We start from the raw sequence: 19,920 nt of genomic DNA on the forward strand, positions 1-19,920 counted from the left end.
CAAGTCAGACATCTTGTAGGAAGGCAATCGCACCCGGTGGTGCGGCCGGGCTTCAAACCCGGTTGGGGGCGGCAGCCGTCCCCGGGTGGGTTCGACTCCCACTGCCTTCCGCCATTCTCTTGATCCACTTCCAACCACAGCCGCAACGACTCGGAGTGCCCCTCTGTTCGGCGATGCGATTGAGGTCATTAATTGATGGCCTCTGGCATGCGGCCAAGACCGTAGTTGTGCGCGAGGCGTTGTGTAAGGGCCCGAAAGATAAATTGTGCCCTTCTACCTTCCCCCTTTTGCCTGCTTATCCAAGCCCGTGGTGAGCGCGCAACAGCTCAAACGGAACCGTTGTTCAAGCACATCGAATCCGCTGGCAATTTCCGATTGTCCCTGTAGCCAAATGTGATTGACCGATGGAGCGCGAACGGAGAAATCCTGAACTAGGATTTCCCAAACGCGAAAAAAGGAGATCGAGCATGTTGGCGACATTGCTTCCGACTTTGCAGGAACTGGACCTTCCGTTGCGCCTCCGGTTGTGGGACGGGGAGGAGCTGGATCTAGGTCCGGCCCCATGCGTGACGCTGGAGATTAAGGACCCGAACCTGATTCCGCAGCTGGCCCATCCCAGCCTCGATCTGCTGGGCGGCGCCTATGTTGAAGGGCAGATCGATCTGCATGGACCGCTGGGAGAGATTATCCGGATCGGCGATCAGATTACCCGTGCGTTGGGCGACGGGCATGCGGCATCGCCAAGGCGTGAGGCGCATGACAAGGCCACCGACGCGAAAGCCATTTCCTATCATTACGACTTGTCGAACGAGTTCTATCAGCTCTGGCTGGACCGCGAGATGGTCTATTCCTGCGGTTATTTCGAAACCGGCAGCGAAGACCTTGACCAGGCTCAGCAGGCCAAGCTGCGTCACCTGTGTCGCAAGTTGCGACTTAAACCCGGCGACCGGCTTCTGGATGTCGGCTGCGGCTGGGGTGGGTTGGCGCGTTTTGCGGCGCGCGAGTACGGCGCCGAGGTGTTCGGGATCACGCTGAGCCGCGAGCAGTTGAAGCTAGGACGTGAACGAGTCGCCGCCGAAGGGCTTGAAGGGCAGGTACGGCTGGAGCTGATGGACTATCGCGATTTGCCCACGGAGGGTCAGTTCGACAAGGTGGTGAGCGTCGGTATGTTCGAGCACGTCGGGCACGCCAATCTTCCGTTGTACTGTCGCCAGATGGCTAAGCTGGTGCGCCCCGGCGGGCTGGTGATGAATCATGGCATTACGTCCCGGCATATCGATGGCAGGCCGGTGAGCCACGGCGCTGGCGAATTTATCGGACGCTATGTGTTCCCCCACGGCGAGCTGCCGCACCTGACGGCTATCGGCTCGTGCATCAGCGAGTCGGGGCTGGAGATCGTCGACGTGGAAAGCCTGCGCCTGCATTACGCACGTACGCTGCAGCTGTGGAGTGAACGGCTCGAGTCACGGCTGGACGAAGCGCAGCAGATGATCCCCGAGCGAGCGCTGCGTATTTGGCGAGTATATCTGGCGGGTTGTGCCTACGGTTTCCGCCGCAACTGGATCAATCTGCACCAGATACTGGCCAGCAAACCGCTGCCCGACGGCTCGCATGAACTGCCCTGGACGCGGGCGGACATCTATCAATAGCGCTTCGGCCTGACGCACGCGCCAGGCTGGCTAGGCATCAGCGCAACAGCAGCAGCGGCGTGGTGGTTGTGCGGATCATGCTGGTGGTGGTGCTGCCGACTAGGAATTGGCGAATCCGCGAATGGCCGTAGGCGCCCATTATGAGCAGGTCGATGCCGTGTTCGGCCTGATAGGCATGCAGGCTGGGCTCGACTTCACCGGGGCGAATGGACTGATACACCTCGAAGCCTGCAGCCGCCAGCGCATCGCGGGCTGCATCGAGCAGTTTGTGGTTGTCGGCAGTGTCGGCAGCGACCATGACCAGATGGATCGGGATACCCTGGAACAGCGGGCTCGAGGCGATCATTTCGACGCCCTTGCGGGTGGTGTCGCTGGCATCGAAGGCCAGCATGACGCTCTGCGGTGCGGTGAAGCTGGCCGGTGTGACCAGAATCGGACGGTGCAGGGTGCGGATCACGCTTTCCAGCTGGCTGCCGATCAGCTGACGGTCGTTGCCGCTGTCTTCACCCTGTTTGCCAATCACCAGCAGCCGAGTGTCGCGTTCCAGTTCATGCAGGCTTTCCACCAGATCGCCGTGGCGCTGGCGTGCTTCGGGCTGTACCACGCCCAAATTAAGGACGCGCTGCTTGGCCGCGTCGAGCATCATTCGGCCTTCTTCCAGCGCGAGCTTGCTGCGCTTGGCATCCAGGGCTGCCAGCTCATCAAGCAGGTATTCGCGACTGCCAAGCCCGATGATGCCGCTGAGATTAGCGGTTGCCGGGTACTGCTGGTGATCGAGCACATGCAGCAGCGTCAGCGGCGCGTCCAGTTTCAGGCTGGCCCAGGCGGCGCAGTCGCACACCGCTGCAGCCTGTGGGGAACCGTCGATACACGCTAGGACCTGATTCATCGTCGCTCTCCTCTCAATGGCCCATGAGGCTGTCGGTCGCGTCGGGCTTGTCGTGTACACCGAAGCGGTCAACGATGGTCGCGCTGGCTTCGTTCAGGCCCAGCACCTCGACCTCGGTCCCCTCCCGGCGAAACTTGAGCACCACTTTGTCCAGCGCTGACACGGCCGTGATGTCCCAGAAGTGCGCCTGGCTGAGGTCGATGGTGACCTTGCCGACCGCTTCCTTGAAATCGAACGCGCCGGTGAACTTGTCCGACGAGCTGAAGAACACCTGCCCCACCACACGGTAGGTGCGCTGGTTACCATCGGCGGACAGCTCGTTGCCGATGCGCAGGTAGTGCCCCACCTTGTTGGCGAAGAACAGCGCCGCCAGCAGAACACCCGCCAACACGCCGAACGCCAGGTTGTGGGTGAAGACCACCACGACCACCGTAACCACCATCACTATGTTGGTCGACAACGGATAGCGCTTGAGGTTACGCAGCGAATCCCAGCTGAAGGTGCCGATGGAGACCATGATCATCACCGCCACCAGTGCGGCCATTGGGATCTGGCCGACCCAATCGCTGAGGAAGACCACCATCAGCAGCAGCACGACGCCGGCGATCAGGGTGGACAGGCGCGTACGGCCGCCGGACTTCACGTTGATCACAGACTGGCCGATCATCGCGCAACCGGCCATGCCGCCGAACATCCCGGAAACGATGTTGGCGACGCCCTGGCCTTTGCACTCACGGTTCTTGTCGCTGCCGGTGTCGGTCAGGTCATCGACGATGGTGGCCGTCATCAACGACTCCAGCAGGCCGACCACGGCCAGCGCAGCGGAATACGGGAAGATGATCGCCAGGGTCTCGAACGTCAGCGGCACTTCCGGCCAGAGGAAAACCGGCAGGGTGTCAGGCAGCTCGCCCATGTCGGCGACGGTGCGGATATCCAGCCCCAGGTAGATCGCCACGGCGGTGAGCGACAGGATGCACACCAGCGGCGATGGGATGACCTTGCCGATCATCGGCACGTAGGGGAACAGATAGATGATGCCTAGGCCGGCGGCCGTCATGGCGTAGACGTGCCAGGTGACGCCCGTCAGCTCCGGCAGCTGTGCCATGAAAATCAAAATGGCCAGCGCGTTGACGAACCCGGTGACCACCGAGCGCGACACGAAGCGCATCAGCGAGCCAAGGCGCAGGTAACCAGCGCCGATCTGTAGCACACCGCACAACAACGTCGCCGCCAGCAAATACTGCAGGCCATGCTCGCGCACGAGCGTCACCATCAGCAGCGCCATGGCACCGGTGGCTGCGGAAATCATCCCCGGCCGGCCGCCAACGAAGGCAATCACGACGGCGATACAAAAAGATGCGTAGAGCCCGACCCGCGGATCGACCCCGGCGATGATGGAGAAGGCAATCGCCTCGGGGATCAAGGCGAGGGCTACAACCAGGCCGGCAAGCACGTCGCCGCGCACGTTGCACAACCAGTTTTGTTTGATCGAATGGAGCATGTTTATTTCCAGAGCAAAGGCACCACCAGCAGACCAGACATGGCACGCGGTTGATACAAGGCTAGTTTCTAGATTTGAACAGAAAGCAATTGGCGTGCATGAAATGCGACGCGCATGCTGCTTAGACCGCCTGAATGTCAGGTGGTCGCGCTGAAGAGACAGCGGTGCGCTAAGGCGGAGTAGGCAGCCAGATCATGCGAAGAGACAGACTCGTTGAAGGGCTTCAATTGCTCGAAGCCGCTGAAAACAGGCCGCGAATGATAGCGCAGCAAGCCCTCTGGCGCGACCCACGGGACCTCCGAACACCTCGGGCCGTCGCGCTGGCGTCGGGGATACGCCGGCTGGGCGGGGCCATGCCCGATATGGGCGACCTACCGCCGGAGGCGTCGAGATTGCGACATCTTTATTGCGCTGGACCCGCCCGACCGACGATGCGTCTTTCACTACGGGCGCGAGGGTGAGGACTGGGGTGAATGGCACATGACGGCGAACGTGGGGTCGCCGAAGCCGCTAACCAATCGCTCCCGTACATGAGCCGATAGCTGCACATAGCTTGGAATCAGACGTGCGGCCTGCTTTACCATGCGACGCTTACCATGCGACACCGCCATCGCGAGCCGATCATGCCTGCCCCGACCAGCCGTTACCGCGTCGCTCTCATTATCTCGCTGATTGTGGCCGGCCTGCTGCTGAGCATGTACTGGGCCGGCCGCATCGCCGAACAGCGCGCCTGGGCCGAGCGCAGCCAGGAGGCGGCCGGCCAGCTCGAGCTGTACGCCCAGGCGATCCATACTCAGGTTCAACGCTTCCGCTCGGTTCCCGCGTTGCTGGCCCTCGACAGCGATATCCAGGCGTTATTGAACAACCCCAACGATCAGGCCCGACGTGCACAGCTCAACCAGCGGCTGGAAGAGCAGAACCAGGCCGCAGGCTCCTCGGTGCTGTACCTGCTAGACCGCCATGGCGAAACCCTGGCAGCGAGCAATTGGCGTGACTGGAGCAGCTTTGTTGGCAACAACTACGCCTTCCGGCCGTATTTCATCGATGCAGTCACCAACGACTCGGGCCGCTATTTCGCTGTCGGCGTGACCACTGGCATCCCAGGCTATTTCCTTTCCAGCTCGGTTAAGAATGCTGAGGGCGAGGTGATCGGCGTGCTGGTGGTCAAGCTCGAACTGGAGGACATGCAACGCGAATGGGTTGGGCAGTCCGGCATTCTGCTGATCTCCGATTCGCTGGACATCGTCATCCTGACCAATAGACCGGCCTGGCGCTTCCGTTACTTGCGCCCGCTCAGCGACGCGGTGCGCGACCGCCTCGTCTCGGTTCGCCGCTACGCTGAACAGAACCTGCAGCCACTGGCCAGCCAGAGCCTGCAGCGCATCGCCGATAACAGCGAGCGGCGCCTGGTCGACGGGCCGGATGGGCGACAGGACTACCTCTGGCAACGCCTGGAGCTGCCGGAGGAAGACTGGACCCTGCACCTGCTGCAGGAGTCGCGGCTGGTGGCGCCCAACGTTCGCAGCTATCGGCTGGCCGCAGCGGGCGTCTGGATGACGCTCGCATTCCTGCTCCTGTACCTGGCGCAACGGCGCAAGACCCGGCGCGTCGAGCAGCGCAGCCGCAACGAGCTGGAGCGTCTGATAGAAGAGCGCACCCGCGAGCTGAACACGGCGCAGGATGAACTGGTGCACGCCGCGCGCATGGCCGCCCTGGGGCAGATGTCCGCCGCCCTCGCCCACGAGATCAACCAGCCACTGACAGCCCTGCGGATGCAATTGGCCAGTCAGCGGCTGTTGCTCGACAGTGGCCGCACCGACGCCGTGCGGGAAGGCATCGGCCAGGTCGAAAGCCTGCTCGAACGCATGGCCGCGCTGACCACCCACCTGAAAACCTTCGCCCGCAAGAGCCCCGCCGGGTTGCGCCAGCGACTGAGCCTGGCCGAGGTGTTGGACCAGGCCCTGCAACTGCTCGGCCCCAGGATTCGCAGCGAAGGGGTTGAGGTGACGTGCCAGGTGCCGTCGCAAGCCTGGGTCGTGGGCGATGCGATTCGCCTGGAGCAGGTGCTGATCAACCTGCTGACCAACGCCCTGGATGCCCTGTGGAATGCCGAGACCAAAGCGCTGCGCATCATTTGCCAGCGCCAGGGCGACGGCTGGATGCTGAGCGTTGCCGACAGCGGCGGCGGCATCGCTGACGAGCATTTGGATCAGGTCTTCGAGCCGTTCTTCACCACCAAGCCGGTTGGCCACGGACTCGGACTCGGCCTTGCCGTCTCCTACGGTATCGTGCGCGACCTTGGCGGCAGCCTCACCGCACACAACGATGCGCAGGGCGCGGTGTTCGAGCTGCATCTGCCTGCAGCCCAATCGCACGGCCCCGAGTAGACTGGCGACTCGCTGGAGGAGTGAAACATGAGCGGTCAGGTGATCTTCATTGATGACGAAGCGGCGATTCGCCAGGCGGTGCAGCAGTGGCTGGAACTGTCCGGCTTCAACGTGCGGACTTGCGCCCGCGCTCACGACGCGCTGGCCATCGTCGACCGGGGCTTTCCCGGCGTGCTGATCAGCGACGTGCGTATGCCGGATCTCGACGGCCTCGGTCTGCTGGACAAACTGGTGGCGCTGGACCCGGAGCTGCCGGTGATCATGGTGACCGGCCACGGCGATGTGCCGATGGCGGTACAGGCGCTGCGCCAGGGCGCCTACGACTTCATCGAGAAACCCTTCACCCCGGAGCGCCTGCTCGACAGCGTCCGCCGCGCCCAGGACAAGCGCCGGCTGGTCTGCGAGAACCGTCAGTTACGCGAACAGTTCACCCGCAAAGGCCGCATCGAATCGATGCTGCTGGGCGTCTCGCGGGCGATGGAGAACCTTCGCCGCCAGGTGTTGGAGCTGGCGGGCACGGACGTCAACGTGCTGATTCGCGGCGACACCGGCAGCGGCAAGGAGCAGGTCGCGCGTTGCCTGCATGATTTCAGTCCGCGCGCGCACAACCCCTTCGTTGCGCTGAACTGCGCGGCGATCCCGGAAACCATCTTTGAGAGCGAGCTGTTCGGCCACGAAAGCGGCGCGTTCACGGGCGCTCAGGGCAAGCGCATCGGGCGTATCGAGCACGCCCACGGCGGCACCCTGTTTCTCGACGAGATCGAGAGCATGCCACTGGCCCAGCAGGTCAAGCTGCTGAGGGTACTGCAGGAAAAAACGCTGGAACGGCTGGGCTCGAACCGCAGCATCGAGGTCGACTTGCGGGTGATCAGCGCGGCCAAGCCCGACCTGCTGGAAGAAGTACGCGGTGGACGCTTCCGTGAGGATTTGCTGTACCGCCTGAACGTTGCCGAGCTTCACATTCCGCCGCTGCGTGACCGCCGCGAAGACATTCCACTGCTATTCGATCACTTCGCCCTTCAGGCTGCGCAACGCCATGGCCGCGATCCGGTGCCGGCCAGCCCGGCCGAACTGGCGCAGCTGCTCGGCCACGACTGGCCCGGTAACGTTCGTGAGCTCATCAACGCCGCCGAACGCCACGCCCTGGGTTTGACGCCGCCGCCACCGACAGCCGTCGCCGGCACCTCACTGGCCGACCAGATGGAAGCCTTCGAAGCCCAGTGCCTGCACAGCGCCCTGCAACAGCACAAAGGCAACATCAGCGAAGTGATGGCTCAACTGCAGGTGCCCCGCCGCACCCTCAACGAAAAGATGCAACGGCACGGATTGAGCCGCAGCGATTACCTGCCAGCAGGTAGCGGCGACAGCTGATCCCCGCCGGCGGACCGTATGAGAGATGTAGAGAAGTTAGATCGCGTCGGCACCCGCAACGCCTGAAATATCCATATCACTGCTCCGGTAGGTCGACCTGTGGGAGCGAGCTCGCTCGCGAACATTTGCCACACCCCTAGCCCCGGTTCGCGAGCAAGCTCGCTCCTACGAAAAGCGGGCCGTTTGATGGGGCGATAGCAACCTGAAAACGGTCGGTAGAGAACGGTTGATCCCGGCGGAACCCCGAAATATCCCCCCCGCCCCGGTTGCGTCACCTGTAGGAGCGAGCTTGCTCGCGAATGTTTGCCACATCCCTAGCCCCGGATCGCGAGCAAGCTCGCTCCTACGAAAAGCGGGCCGAGGGTGAGCCGATAGGATGCTGAATGCGGTCCCCAGAGAGCGGTTGATCCCGGCGGCACTCGCAACGCCTGAAATATCCCGCCCCCCCCACCGGTAGGTTGATCTGTAGGAGCGAGCTTGCTCGCGATCGCTTTTCAGCCTTCTCGCAGCCCGGTAGCCAGCTCATCGAGCCGCTGCTGCAGGAATCGCTTTTCCGGCTCCAGCCGTGCAAAGGTCAATGCAGTCCGATAGGCCTCGAGGGCCTCGCCCAGGCGGCCCAATCGGCGCAGGAAATCAGCGCGGGCTGAGTGCAACAAGTGGTAGTCATGCAGTTCGCCGCGGGCCAGTAGGCCGTCGATAACGAGCAGCCCAGCCTGAGGACCTTTGGTCATCGCCAGCGCCACGGCCTGGTTGAGTTGGATGACCGGCGATGGGCTGATGCGCAGCAGCAGGTCATAGAGCCCAACGATTTCAAGCCAGTCGGTTTGCGCCGCGCTAGGCGCCTCGGCATGCACGGCAACGATGGCAGCCTGCAGGGTATAGGGACCGAAGCGCCGGGATGCCAATGCGCGTTGCACCAACGTCGAACCTTCTGCGATACGCTCCCGGTCCCAAAGCGAACGGTCCTGCTCGTCCAGGCGGATCAGCTCGCCGGCATTATCAATGCGAGCAGCGCGACGGGCGTCATGGAGCAGCATCAGCGCCAGCAGTCCCATCACTTCCGGGTCGGGCAACAGTTCGAGCAGCAGACGACCGAGACGGATGGCCTCCGCGCTGAGATCAGCACGTGTTAACTCGCTGCCGCTGGAGGCGGAATAACTTTCGTTGAACACGAGGTAGATGACGCGCAACACGCTGTCCAACCGAGCCGGGAGTTCGTCTCGCTCCGGCACATGATAGGGAAGCTTCGCCTCACGAATCCTGGCTTTGGCGCGCACGATGCGCTGAGCGATGGTGGCTGGCGAGGCAAGAAAGGCTCGAGCGATCTCTTCGGTCTTGAGATCGCAGACCTCACGCAGCGTCAGCGCCACCTGCGCATCGGCCGGTAAGGCTGGGTGGCAGCAGGTGAAGATCAGCCGCAGGCGATCATCTCCGAGGTCTTCTTGCTGCCATCCCAGTTCGTCGCGGCCGTCCAGCTGTGCGGCCAACTGGCTCAGGGACGCATCGAAGCGCGCCCGCCGACGCAACGCGTCGATGGCCTTGAAACGGCCAGCCGACACCAGCCAGGCGCGCGGGTTGCCCGGTACGCCTTCACGAGGCCACTGCTGTACCGCAGCGGTAAAGGCGTCGTGCAGGGCTTCCTCGGCAAGCTCGAAATCACCGAGCAAGCGAATCAGCGTCGCCAGAACACGCCGCGATTCGTGCCGATAGATCGCCTCGATCCGTTCGGCCACCCCATCTTCGCAGGCGGGCATGCTAGCGATGTGGCAGTTGTCGCAAAGGGCGAACCTCGACGCTGCCGAGGCTAGCCGGCGGAATCGTCGCGGCAATCGCCTCCGCTTCCATCTGATCGGCCGCCTCGATCAGGTAGAAACCTGCCAACTGCTCTCGTGTTTCGGCGAAAGGCCCGTCAACCACTGATGTAGCGCCATCTCGCACCCTGATCGTCCGAGCCGTACGCACCGATTGCAGCGGCTCACCCGCGAGCATGTGCCCGCTGGCGCTCAAGCGCTCACCACAGGCCAAACAGCGAGCGACCAGCGCTTGCCACTGGTCGTCGCTCATCGCATCAACAAGCTGTTCGTCGTAGTAGACAAGACACAGGTATTTCATGGCGAGACTCCTTCTGCCGGCGACCCAGCAACGCTAGCAGCCACCCGCAAAACCTGCCCCGCCGAACGACGAACGCGTAATCACTCACCCGGCGTGTGCCTGCAACTGCGCCGGTTCAGGCGACATGCATACCTGACCGGTCTCCATATCGAACGGCATGGAGAAATGCTCGTGGACGACCCGCCAAACGCCATCGTGCTTGCGCCAGACCCGGCTTGCGCGCATCCAGGCGGTCTGCATCTGGCCGTCTGCGTTAGGCCCTCCGCAGTGGTTCAGCATCCGGCTATAGGCCAGCTCGCCACTGGCTTCGATGTGCAGCTCGTGGGTTTCGAAAAACCCCTCGCCCTGGCAGAACTCGAAGCACCGCTGCCAGTGGGCGTGGTACTCGGATACGCCTTGGAACTGCAAGGCTCCGACCGCATCGAAGGCAACCAGATCCGGTGCGTACTGAGTCATGATTCGATCCAGATCCTTGGCCTTCACGGCGGCCTCGAACTCCGCGTGCAGCTGGCGAATACGGGTTTCTTCCTGATTGTCGTGCGACATATCCGTCTCCTCTCAAGGTTGATGGGTGCTTCCATCAACTTGTCGCTTGGCGAACCTTGGAATCGACAGTCATGAATGCTTCGTGATTTTTACCCGACGGGCGTATACGCCCATGTTCAGGCGCGATCAGGAAAAGAAAGGAAGAATGTTGCGAATTATTATCATTGACATATCATGCTGGCTCTCAGACAGCTTGTAATCCGGCAAAGCCGTCGCTAACGATCGTCCATAACCAACGCCGCCAGGTTTCCTAATGCCTATTCTCCGTTTCCCGCGCAAAACCGCACTGCTGCCCGTATGCCTTGCAGCCAGCGTTAGTGGCTCGCCGCTCATGGCCCAAGAGCAGACGCAAGGCCAGCCACAAGGCACTGCAGCCGAACCGGTGGAATTGCAGTCCGTCGAGATCACGGCCAGTGCTGACGCCTCTGCAGATGGCCTCACCGAACCCTATGCGGGCGAACAGGTAGCGCGCGGCGGTCGGGTGGGCATCCTGGGCAATCAGGACTATATGGAGACGCCATTCACTTCGACGGCTTATACATCGCAGCTGATTCAGGATCAGCAGGCACGTAGCGTGTCGGACATCGTGCAGAACGACCCCTCGGTGCGCGTGGCGCGGGGCTTCGGCAATTTCCAAGAGGTTTATATCGTCCGGGGCTTCCCGGTCTACTCGGACGACATTTCCTACAACGGCCTTTACGGTCTGCTGCCACGCCAGTACGTGGCGGCAGAATTCATCGAGCGGGTGGAGGTATTCCGCGGCGCCAACACCTTTCTAAATGGTGCAGCCCCCGGCGGAAGCGGAATCGGCGGAGCGGTTAACCTGCTGCCCAAGCGCGCTCCGAACGAGCCGTTGACCCGACTCACAGTTGGCGCTGAAAGTGGCGGCCAGGTAATGACGCATGCGGACATCGCCCGCCGCTTTGGCGAAGAAGAGCGGTTTGGCGTGCGCCTGAATGCTGCCAAACGTGACGGTGAGACTACCGTCGAGGATGAAAAGCGCACGCTGGACATGTTCGCACTGGGGCTGGACTACCAGGGTGATCGCTACCGCCTTTCCGCAGACATCGGTCATCAATACCACTTTATCGACAACCCACGCCCAAGCGTGACGCCCAGCGGTGGCATCCCCAGCGCACCGGACGCCGATGATAACTTCGCTCAGCCCTGGACATTCTCCAAGGAGAAACAAACGTTCGGCACCTTCCGCGCCGAGTACGATTTCTCAGAGGCCGTCACTGGCTGGCTAGCTGCTGGCGTGCGCGACGGCGAAGAGAAAAATCGTTTGGCAGGCTTTACCTCCTCCGCATCGGGCGATGGCACCTATTCACGCTTCGACAATGTTCGAGAGGAGGAAGTATTCACCAGCGAAGCTGGCTTCCGTTGGCGCCTCCAGACAGGTCCTGTGTCCCATCAATGGGTTGCATCGGCTGCTGTCTTTAACCGCGAGGAACGCAACGCTTATGCATTCGGTGACTTTGGCGGCTTTGCCGGCAACCTCTATGCGCCCTATGCCACGCCGATCCCACCGGCCGACGCCCTGATCGGCGGGTCGATGTCCGACCCTAACGTGACCGAGCGCGTTAACACTCAAAGTATTGCGCTCGCCGACACCATGGGCTTCCTCAACGACGATCTTCTGGTCACCATCGGAGCTCGTCGGCAGGGCATCGAGACGAAAAACTACGACAACAGCACTGGCCTGCGGACATCGTCTTACAACCGCTACAAAACCACCCCGGTTGCTGGTGTGGTTTACCGGTTGACTGATGACATGTCGGTTTATGCCAACTATATCGAGGGGTTGGTCAAGGGCGACTCCGCACCCGGTGAAGCCAATAACCTGCCGGTGACCAACGCAGGTCAGTCACTGGCTCCTTATGTATCCAAACAAACCGAAATCGGTCTGAAGTACGACGCGGGCAATCTCGGGGGCAGCCTGGCTGTCTTCAGCACCGAAAAGCCGTTCGGCATCATCAGCGGTCAGACCTTTACCGACGGCGGCGAGCAGCGCAACCGCGGCATAGAACTGTCGGTTTTCGGTGAGCCAACCTACGGGGTTCGCCTGTTGGGTGGCGTTACGCTGATCGACGCAGAGCTGACCAAAACTGAAAACGGTATTAATGAAGGCAACCATGCAATTGGCGTCCCGCGTACTCAGGTCAACTTCGGCAGCGAATGGGACGTTCCCGCGATCGAAGGGCTGACCCTGACAGGCCGAGCGCTGTACACCAGTTCCCAGTACGCCGATACCGCGAATGACCTGGGAGTATCCTCCTGGACGCGTTTCGACCTCGGGGCTCGTTACCGCATGGTTATCGAGGATCGTGATGTAACCTTGCGTGCACGAGTGGACAACGTTACTGGCCGAGACTATTGGGCCTCGGTCGGTGGCTTCCCTAACGCTAACTACATGGTCCTCGGCGCCCCGCGCACCCTCACGGTCAGCGCCACGGTCGACTTCTGATGCAGGCAGTCACGCTTCGCCGCTGGGGCTGGGTCCACAAGTGGTCCAGCCTCATTTGCACGCTCTTCATCCTCATGCTGTGCCTGACAGGCCTGCCGCTGGTGTTCTCCCACGAGATCGAGCATCTCCTGGGGGACGAGATCGAAGCGCCAGCGATGCCCGAGGGCTCGCCGCGCGCGGCGGTCGACCTCGTAGCCGCCAAGGCGGTCGAGGCCTATCCGGGGTTGGTGCCGCTGTATTTCTTCGCCGAGGAAGACGAGCCGGACGTCTGGTACGTCAAGCTGGACACCCGCGTGGACACCGATGAGAGCGAGTCGACCCTGATCCTCTCTGACGCCCGGACGGCCGAGGTTCTGGGCGCGCCCAACTTCGACGAAGGCTTCATGAGCGTGATGTACCGCCTGCATGTGGACCTGTACGCCGGCTTGTCCGGTAAGCTGTTCCTTGGGTTCATGGGTCTGCTGCTGATGGTGGCAATTGTCTCCGGCGTGGTGCTCTACGCGCCTTTCATGCGCAAGCTGCGCTTCGGTGAGGTGCGTCAGGAACGGACGTCGCGGACCCGCTGGCTGGACCTGCACAACCTGCTGGGCATCGTCACGCTCGTGTGGGCACTGGCGGTGGGCTTCACCGGTGTGATCAACACCTGGGCGGACCTGATCTTCAAAGGCTGGCAAGCCGAGCAAGTCGCGGCGCTGCAAGCTGGCGAGACGCGCGTGCTGCTGGCGGACGACGCGGCGGGAGCACCAGCTGCCGACGGCTCCCTGCAGACGGCGGTCGACCGGGTGTTGGCCGCTGCGCCAGGCATGGCGGTATCGATGATTGCCTACCCCGGCACCTTGCGCGCCACACCGGACCACGTAGCGGTAATCCTGCGCGGCGACACGCCGCTGACCTCGCGGCTGACCCAGGCGCTCCTGGTCGATCCGGCCAACGGCGACGTACTGGAGGCCAGTGCGCGGCCCTGGTACGTCACGGCGCTTCAGCTGTCCGAGCCGCTGCACTTCGGTGATTACGGCGGCCTGCCGCTGAAGATTCTCTGGGGGCTGTTGGACATCCTCACCATCGTCGTGCTCGGAAGCGGTCTGTACCTGTGGCTCAAGCGCGGCGCGACGGAGGGGCGAGCATGATTCGCATCTGGCTGTGGCCCGTGGTGATCGCGCTGATCTCAGCGGTAGGGCTAATCGGCGGCCTGGTCTCGGAAGGTGTCGGCGACTGGCTGAGCTGGATCGCCCTCGGCGTGCCGGTAGTGGTTTCGCTGCACGGCCTGCGCCGCTGCAAACCGCGGAGCGAGCGCGAGCTGAGCGTGCGCGCCCAGGGCTGATGGGCGGCGCAGCTTCATTCGGCCGGAGCGTTGCCGCCTGACTGCGGTCACATGCTCACGTCTGTCTGGAGATGCGCCATGCGCCACCTCATCAACGCCCTGCGCCAGTGCGCCCTGATCGGGTCACTGGCGTTCAGCACCTCGGGAGCAGCAGCACCCATGTATCAAGTCCTGATTGGTAGCTACACCAGCGAAGGCAACAGCGAAGGGATTTACCGGATGCAGTTCGATGCCGAAAACGGTCAGTTCGAACCGCAGCCGCTACAGGTTGTGCGAACCCACAACCCGTCCTGGTTAACGCTGGACCTGAACCGCAACCGCGTCTACGCAGTGAACGAGAATGGGCCGGGGCATCCCGATCCGGTGGGCCGGGTCAGCGCCTTCATCCTGGCGCCAACCAGCGGGAAGTTGTCGGTGCTGGAGCAGCAGATCACCCTTGGCGACGAGCCCACGCACCTGAGCCAGAGTCGCGATGGTCGCTACTTGTTTGTTTCCAATTACGGTTCGCGAGCCAACCCGGGCGGCAGCCTCGCCGTGGTCCCGCTGGCCAATGACGGGACCCTCTTGCCTGTCACCCAGATCGCCACCCACAAGGCCAGCGAAGCACACCCGGAGCGGCAGCAATCGGCTCACGTGCATTCGGCGGTGATGTCACCGGACGGCAAGACGCTGTTCGTCAGCGACCTGGGCGCTGACAAGATCTTTGCCTACCGCTACGACCCGGCCAACACAGAGCGCCCACTGTCTCCGGCCGATCCGGCTTTTATCAGCCTGCCGGATGGCAGCGGCCCACGACATCTGGTGTTCAGCCCAGACGGGAGCCAGGCCTATGCGACGCTGGAGCTGAGCGCTCAGGTGGCGCGATTCGATCATGTCGATGGCAGCCTGGTGCAGCGCCAGCTAATCGACCTGGCCGCGGGCGGCGACGTCAGTCAGCATTCGCCCGGCGCCATCCACCCTTCACCGGATGGCCGCTTCCTCTACGTCAGTGACCGCGCCGAGACGAACCGCATCATGGTTTACGCCATCGAGGAGAACGACAACCTGCGCGAGATCCAGCAGCGCGACAGTGAGGGCCGCGAGCCACGGGAATTTGCCATCGACCCGAGCGGCCAGTTCATGGTCATTGCAAATCAGAAGAGCAATGCACTGGTGGTACTGGCGCGCGATCCCAGCAGCGGCAAGCTGGGCGATACCGTGCAGATGCTGCCGATGGGGCGGCCTTCGGATGTGAAGTTCATTGACCGCACCGGGCTATAGGCATCGCAGCCCGACGCAGTCCGATCAGGAGAGCAGACTGACCACCGCGAAGCGGCTGATGGTCGCCTGAGCCACAACGGTCTGGGTGACCGCTGCGTAGCTGGAGGGGCTGCGCTGCATCAGGTTGAACACCGAACGCGAGAAATCCATCGCCCACTGTTTCTCATCAGCATGTGCCTGACGGGCCAGAAACTCACGGATCTCCTGCTGCCGGTTGCTCAGCTGCTCACGCAGGGAGGTGACCTTGTCGAGCCCGGCAACGACCGAGTCGAGCAAGCGGCGCAGCTCACGGAACGAGTCGAGCTGCAGCTCTTCGGGGAAGCTCAACAGCTGCTCGTCTTCGCTCTGGACCCGAACATATCGGCCCTTGTCGAACAGTTTGCCTTCCCCTTGCACCGCCAGCTGATCCTTGAGCTTCTGCCAATCGCCTTCGCGGGCGGAGAATTTCAGCTCGCCGTTCTGATCCAGTTCGGCCCGAATCCCTGCCTGGCCCAGACTGCCATTGAAACGGCGCAGGATCTGCTCGTCGGTCATCTCGTCGTCGAGCACCACAGCCACCGGCTCGGCCAGTTGGCGACCGCCGCTGAACAGCAATGTCTCGCGGCCGGACTGGCGAATCTTTTCCAACGACTCCAGGCCTTGCAGGCTGAAACGGCTGCGCACTGGTTCGGTCAGCCGAAGCTTGAGCGTGGCGTCCAGAGAATTACCGGAACGCTTGCTGCGCTCTTTGAGCAACTCGCCGACCTGTTGCACGGTCTGGCGAATGCTTTCCTCTCCGTTGGGCTGCGGCGAGCTGATCTGGCGGCTGAGGTTGAGCTTGAGTTGCGACAGACGCGACTGCAGATCACCGAGGTAACTGTCGGCCGACTGCATCGAGGACAGTTGCTGGTTGAGTTGCAGGCTGAAGCTGGTGTTCTTGCTGGGCGTCGTCTCGGCGTGCGGCGTTTCAGCCGGCACACCGGCCCGCAGCGACGCAGGCGCATCCCGCAGCAGCGCCTCTCGACGCTCCTGTGGGTTGATTGCGGAAACAGCGGGGAGCTGCTTGCCAATCTTCATTCACGCTACCTCGGTCAGAGCATGCCGAACAGTGACAGCCCGTTGATCTTCAAATAGGTTTTCTGCGTGGCCTGCAGCGACAGCTGATAGTTGTTCAGGTCGATGCTGGCCCCGGCGTAGTCGAGCCTCGACAGTTCGCCATCGATCTTTTGGTTCACCAGCGAGACGTCTTCGTTGCTGCTCGACAGCAGCGTCAGGGTGTTTTGCCGTCCGCCCAGCTCTGAGACGGCTCCGAGCAGGTCACCATGCGTCTTGTCGAGGCTGTTGAGCGTAGCGGTGATCGATGCCTGTACAGCAGGATCATTGGCGTCCAGCGCCGGGTCGGCAAGCCTTTTAACCAGTGCGTTGAGGTCGTTGAGCATGCCGACGCCTGCGCCGAAGACCTGCGCCGCGGTGACATTCTCCTCGACCAGAACGCCATTGGCGACTGCCGCCTGGCGGTATTGATCGTTGCCGGTCAGCTGATAGCTCTGGGTGGCATCGTCGAAGGTAATGGCCGGCCGGTCGCTGAGCGTGCCGGAGAACAGGTAACGGCCCTCCTCGTCGCGCACGTTGGCGAAACTGAGGATGGTCTTTTCGAGATTGCCCATCTCGTTGGCGATGGCAGCGAGGTCTTCACTGGTGTTGCTGCCGTTGGCCGCCCACAGCAGCAGGTCCCGCACGTTGAGCATGGTGTCCGACGCCGCCTTGAGGTTGGCTTCCTGCTTGGACAGGTTCCCCGACACGTTGGCGATGTTGGTGCGGTACTGAGTCAGCGTCGCTTCTTCGCGCTGGATACGCAGCACCCGCACGGCGGAAATCGGGTCGTCCGAGGGCATCAGCATGCGCTCGCCTGTGGCCATCTGCTGCATCAGCTTGCCGAGCTTCTCGGAACTGGTGTTCATCGAGCCGTGCATCAGGGCGGTGATCTGGGCGTTGGAGATGCGCATGGTGTTTTTTCTCGTCAGTCGAATCGGCGTGTGCCGGCTCAGAACATCGCCAGTACGGCGCTGAACAGATCGTTGGAAGTGCTGATGACCTTCATGTTGGCCTGGTAGGCCTGCTCGTAGGCCATGAGGTTGACGGCCTCCTCGTCCAGGTTGACCGCGCTGACGCTGTCGCGCTGGGCCTGGGCCTGCTCCGCCACGGTGGTCGCTGCGCGCAGATCCGCCTGGTTCTGCCGGCTCGCGCTGGCGACGCGGCCTACCAGACCGGCATAGGCATCGTTGAGCGGCACAGTATTACCGGCGACCGAGACGCCCGCCGACTTGAGCTCGAGCAGGGTGAGCAGGGTCTTGTTGTTACCCACCTCGCCTGCAGTGCCGGAGAACGCCAGTTCCGAGGCGCCCAACGCGTTAACCTCCAGCATCCCGCTGGTGCTGCCGGCGTTGTAGCTGAACAGCGGCTGGCCGGGATTGCCGTTGAGGTCGAAGCCACCGGCGAGGGTGTCATTGACCATGGTCGCCACGGCCGAGGCCATGTCGTGCAAATCCTGTTGGGCCGGCCGCAGCGCGCCATACTCCATGTCGTAGAGGCCGCCAAGCGAACCGCCGATACCTTGCTGGTTGAGCGGGAAGGTGGTCTTGGCGAAGACCAGCGTCATCTCCTGCTCACCGGCAAGGTTGGCATTGACTTTCAACTGGCCCGCCGTTGCACCGGCGACCAGCGGCTGGCCGTTTGCCAGCGAGACGTTCAAGGTGCCGTCAGCAGCTTCCTGCACGCGGATGCCGGCGTACTGGCTGAGATCCTTGACCAGATTGTCCCGGTAATCCCGCAATGTCGCCGTATCGCGGCCCGACGATTCCATCTCACGAATCTGCGCGTTCAGCTCGGCAATGTTGCCGGACAGCCCGTTGATCTCGCTGACCATCGCCACCCGCTGGCCCTGCAGGGCGTTGAGCTGGGTGCCAATATTGCTGTTCAGCCCGTTGAAACGCTGCGCCAGTTGTTTCGCCTCGCCAATGATCTGCTGGCGCAGGGCGATGGATTCGGGTGTGGAACTGGCTTCGCTGAGCGCGGCGAAGAAATTGTCCAGGCCAACGCTGACGCTCGAGCCTTCGCTGTCGATCAGGCCTTCCAGGGCGGTCAGGTACTGCTGACTGGTGTTGAAATAGTTTTTGTCGGTGCCGGCGCGCCAGAGCTGCTGATTCTGGAAATCATTGGACAGGCGACGGATGCTGCTGACCTGTACGCCACCACCGATGCTGACCGACGTCTGCCCACCCAGCGAGTGCAGGTCCGGAGCCAGACGGCTGAAGCCGGGCGTGTTGACGTTGGCGATGTTCTGCCCGGTCGCCGATAGGGCGATCTGCGAGGCGCGAACGCCGCTGTAGCCAATTTGACCAAGAATACTCACGACACGACTTCCTTCGGCTCGATCCGGATCGGTTGCGCGAACGCCACCGAGAGGCGGGCGCCTGCAGCAACACTGCGCTGAGTGGTAAGAGCGACCGAATCGCCAGCAGAATTAAGCGGCGATGGAACAACAGGCGGAACAGCCTGTAGCTGAGCCCGTGGCTCGGCCTGCTGCGGCGCAGCAGCGCTCAGGTCGTTAAGGATGTTGCGGGTGTAGTTTCGAGTTTCCGCATAGGGGATTTTCTGCACCCAGGCGCTCGTGCCGATCTCGCCCTTGCGGGGGTCGCCATGGCTCTTCAGCCACTCGTCTACCCGGCCGGGACCGGCGTTATAAGCAGCCAGTGCCAGCGCTTGGTGGCCGTCGTAACGGTCGAGCATCTTGTTCAGGTAAGCGCTGCCGAGGCGCTTGTTGTATTCCGCATCGGTGGTCAGACGCGCTTCGCTGAACGGCAACCCGAGTTCTGCCGCCATATCCCGTGCCGTGCCCGGCATCAGCTGCATCAGGCCGCGGGCGCCCTTGGGCGAGACGGCGGCGATGTTGCCGCTGGACTCATGCTTGATCACGCTATCGACCAGCGACTTGAAGCCAGCCTTACCGCTTTCCCAGGCGCTGTCGAGCGCATCGACGCCGCGTTGCCAGGTACCACGCAGCGCATGCAGGCCACCGCTTTGCAAACCACTGCCCACGTGGCCGGCCAATGCCGTGGGCGCAGGTGCGCCGACGGCCTCACCCCCCAATTGCTGCACCAGCATGTCAGCGATCCCGGTCTGGCGCTTGCCAGCCAGCGTGTCAGCGAGGACCTCATCATAGAAATCACGCATGGTGTCCAGCTCGCGGCTGCGCATCGGATTGCCGGCACCGAGCACGTCGCCAGCCTTGCGCATCTGCTTGAGGATCTGCTGCAGGAACATCGCCTCGAACTGCTCGGCGACGACTTCCAACTGCTGGCGCCGGGCCGCGGTTGGACCGTCGGCGCGGTTGCGCATGGAAGCGAGGTGTTGGGGAAGGGATACGATGCTCATGCGC

16 protein-coding genes and 1 tRNA gene are annotated in these 19,920 nt (G+C 62.6%); 8 read left to right on the forward strand and 9 right to left on the reverse strand.

All coding sequences use genetic code 11. The features are described from left to right. Positions 1-18: 18 nt before the first annotated feature. Both JQR87_RS18895 and cfaB read left to right on the forward strand, forming a co-directional pair. A tRNA-Sec gene (locus JQR87_RS18895) sits at positions 19-114 on the forward strand. A gap of 353 nt (positions 115-467) precedes the next feature. Beyond that, complete coding sequence (gene cfaB / locus JQR87_RS18900; RefSeq protein WP_407294286.1) at positions 468-1,649, forward strand: C17 cyclopropane fatty acid synthase CfaB; 1,182 nt, start codon at positions 468-470, stop codon at positions 1,647-1,649. Positions 1,650-1,686: 37 nt separating this feature from the next. On the opposite strand, the gene JQR87_RS18905 is transcribed toward cfaB, so the two are convergent. Continuing rightward, entirely contained in the window at positions 1,687-2,538 is an 852-nt protein-coding gene (locus tag JQR87_RS18905) for a universal stress protein (RefSeq protein WP_407294284.1), read from the reverse strand. A 13-nt stretch (positions 2,539-2,551) separates the two neighbouring features. Continuing rightward, positions 2,552-4,039 carry a SulP family inorganic anion transporter gene (locus JQR87_RS18910; RefSeq protein WP_407294282.1) on the reverse strand — a complete coding sequence of 496 codons (1,488 nt, stop codon included), beginning with the start codon at positions 4,037-4,039 and terminating at the stop codon, positions 2,552-2,554. Between the two features lie 623 nt (positions 4,040-4,662). Between JQR87_RS18910 and JQR87_RS18915 the strand changes: the two genes are divergently transcribed. Next, positions 4,663-6,426 (forward strand): sensor histidine kinase, encoded by a 1,764-nt coding sequence (locus tag JQR87_RS18915; protein ID WP_407294280.1) that lies wholly within the window; start codon positions 4,663-4,665, stop codon positions 6,424-6,426. A gap of 27 nt (positions 6,427-6,453) precedes the next feature. Beyond that, a complete protein-coding gene (locus tag JQR87_RS18920) occupies positions 6,454-7,797 on the forward strand; it encodes a sigma-54-dependent transcriptional regulator (RefSeq protein WP_407294278.1) in 1,344 nt (447 codons plus the stop codon). A 494-nt stretch (positions 7,798-8,291) separates the two neighbouring features. Here JQR87_RS18920 and JQR87_RS18925 read toward each other — a convergent pair whose 3' ends face one another. From JQR87_RS18925 to JQR87_RS18935, 3 genes are all read right to left on the reverse strand, one after another. Then, entirely contained in the window at positions 8,292-9,551 is a 1,260-nt protein-coding gene (locus JQR87_RS18925; RefSeq protein WP_407294277.1) for an RNA polymerase sigma factor, read from the reverse strand. 1 nt (position 9,552) lies between these two features. Further along, positions 9,553-9,909 (reverse strand): YciI family protein, encoded by a 357-nt coding sequence (locus JQR87_RS18930; RefSeq protein WP_407294275.1) that lies wholly within the window; start codon positions 9,907-9,909, stop codon positions 9,553-9,555. Between the two features lie 84 nt (positions 9,910-9,993). After that, entirely contained in the window at positions 9,994-10,455 is a 462-nt protein-coding gene (locus tag JQR87_RS18935; RefSeq protein WP_407294273.1) for a YybH family protein, read from the reverse strand. 253 nt (positions 10,456-10,708) lie between these two features. On the opposite strand from JQR87_RS18935, the gene JQR87_RS18940 reads away from it, so the two are divergent. The 4 genes from JQR87_RS18940 (at position 10,709) to JQR87_RS18955 (ending at position 15,503) form a co-directional block, all read left to right on the forward strand. Continuing rightward, on the forward strand, positions 10,709-12,922 hold the full coding sequence (locus JQR87_RS18940) for a TonB-dependent receptor (RefSeq protein ID WP_407294271.1): 2,214 nt from the start codon (positions 10,709-10,711) through the stop codon (positions 12,920-12,922). Beyond that, complete coding sequence (locus tag JQR87_RS18945; RefSeq protein ID WP_407294270.1) at positions 12,922-14,049, forward strand: PepSY-associated TM helix domain-containing protein; 1,128 nt, start codon at positions 12,922-12,924, stop codon at positions 14,047-14,049. The genes JQR87_RS18940 and JQR87_RS18945 overlap by 1 nt, the downstream gene beginning before the upstream one ends. Next, positions 14,046-14,243 (forward strand): hypothetical protein, encoded by a 198-nt coding sequence (locus JQR87_RS18950; RefSeq protein ID WP_407294268.1) that lies wholly within the window; start codon positions 14,046-14,048, stop codon positions 14,241-14,243. The genes JQR87_RS18945 and JQR87_RS18950 overlap by 4 nt, the downstream gene beginning before the upstream one ends. Positions 14,244-14,321: 78 nt before the next feature. Next, positions 14,322-15,503, forward strand: coding sequence for a lactonase family protein (locus JQR87_RS18955; RefSeq protein ID WP_407294266.1), 1,182 nt, complete (start codon positions 14,322-14,324; stop codon positions 15,501-15,503). A gap of 24 nt (positions 15,504-15,527) precedes the next feature. On the opposite strand, the gene JQR87_RS18960 is transcribed toward JQR87_RS18955, so the two are convergent. Genes JQR87_RS18960 through JQR87_RS18975 form a run of 4 tightly spaced genes read right to left on the reverse strand, consistent with a single transcriptional unit; the run spans position 15,528 to position 19,916 of the window. Beyond that, the gene (locus tag JQR87_RS18960; RefSeq protein ID WP_407294264.1) at positions 15,528-16,559 is read right to left on the reverse strand and encodes a hypothetical protein; all 1,032 of its coding nucleotides are present in this window, start codon (positions 16,557-16,559) and stop codon (positions 15,528-15,530) included. Positions 16,560-16,573: 14 nt separating this feature from the next. Further along, positions 16,574-17,488: a flagellar hook-associated protein FlgL gene (gene flgL / locus JQR87_RS18965; protein WP_407294263.1), complete on the reverse strand. Its 915-nt coding sequence runs from the start codon at positions 17,486-17,488 to the stop codon at positions 16,574-16,576. Between the two features lie 38 nt (positions 17,489-17,526). Continuing rightward, entirely contained in the window at positions 17,527-18,894 is a 1,368-nt protein-coding gene (gene flgK, locus JQR87_RS18970) for a flagellar hook-associated protein FlgK (RefSeq protein ID WP_407294261.1), read from the reverse strand. Beyond that, positions 18,891-19,916 carry a transglycosylase SLT domain-containing protein gene (locus JQR87_RS18975; protein ID WP_407294259.1) on the reverse strand — a complete coding sequence of 342 codons (1,026 nt, stop codon included), beginning with the start codon at positions 19,914-19,916 and terminating at the stop codon, positions 18,891-18,893. Before JQR87_RS18975 ends, flgK begins: the two co-directional genes overlap by 4 nt. Between the last annotated feature and the right edge of the window lie 4 nt (positions 19,917-19,920).

This window comes from Stutzerimonas stutzeri (assembly GCF_051028275.1).
Classification (GTDB): Bacteria; Pseudomonadota; Gammaproteobacteria; order Pseudomonadales; family Pseudomonadaceae; genus Stutzerimonas; species Stutzerimonas stutzeri_AS.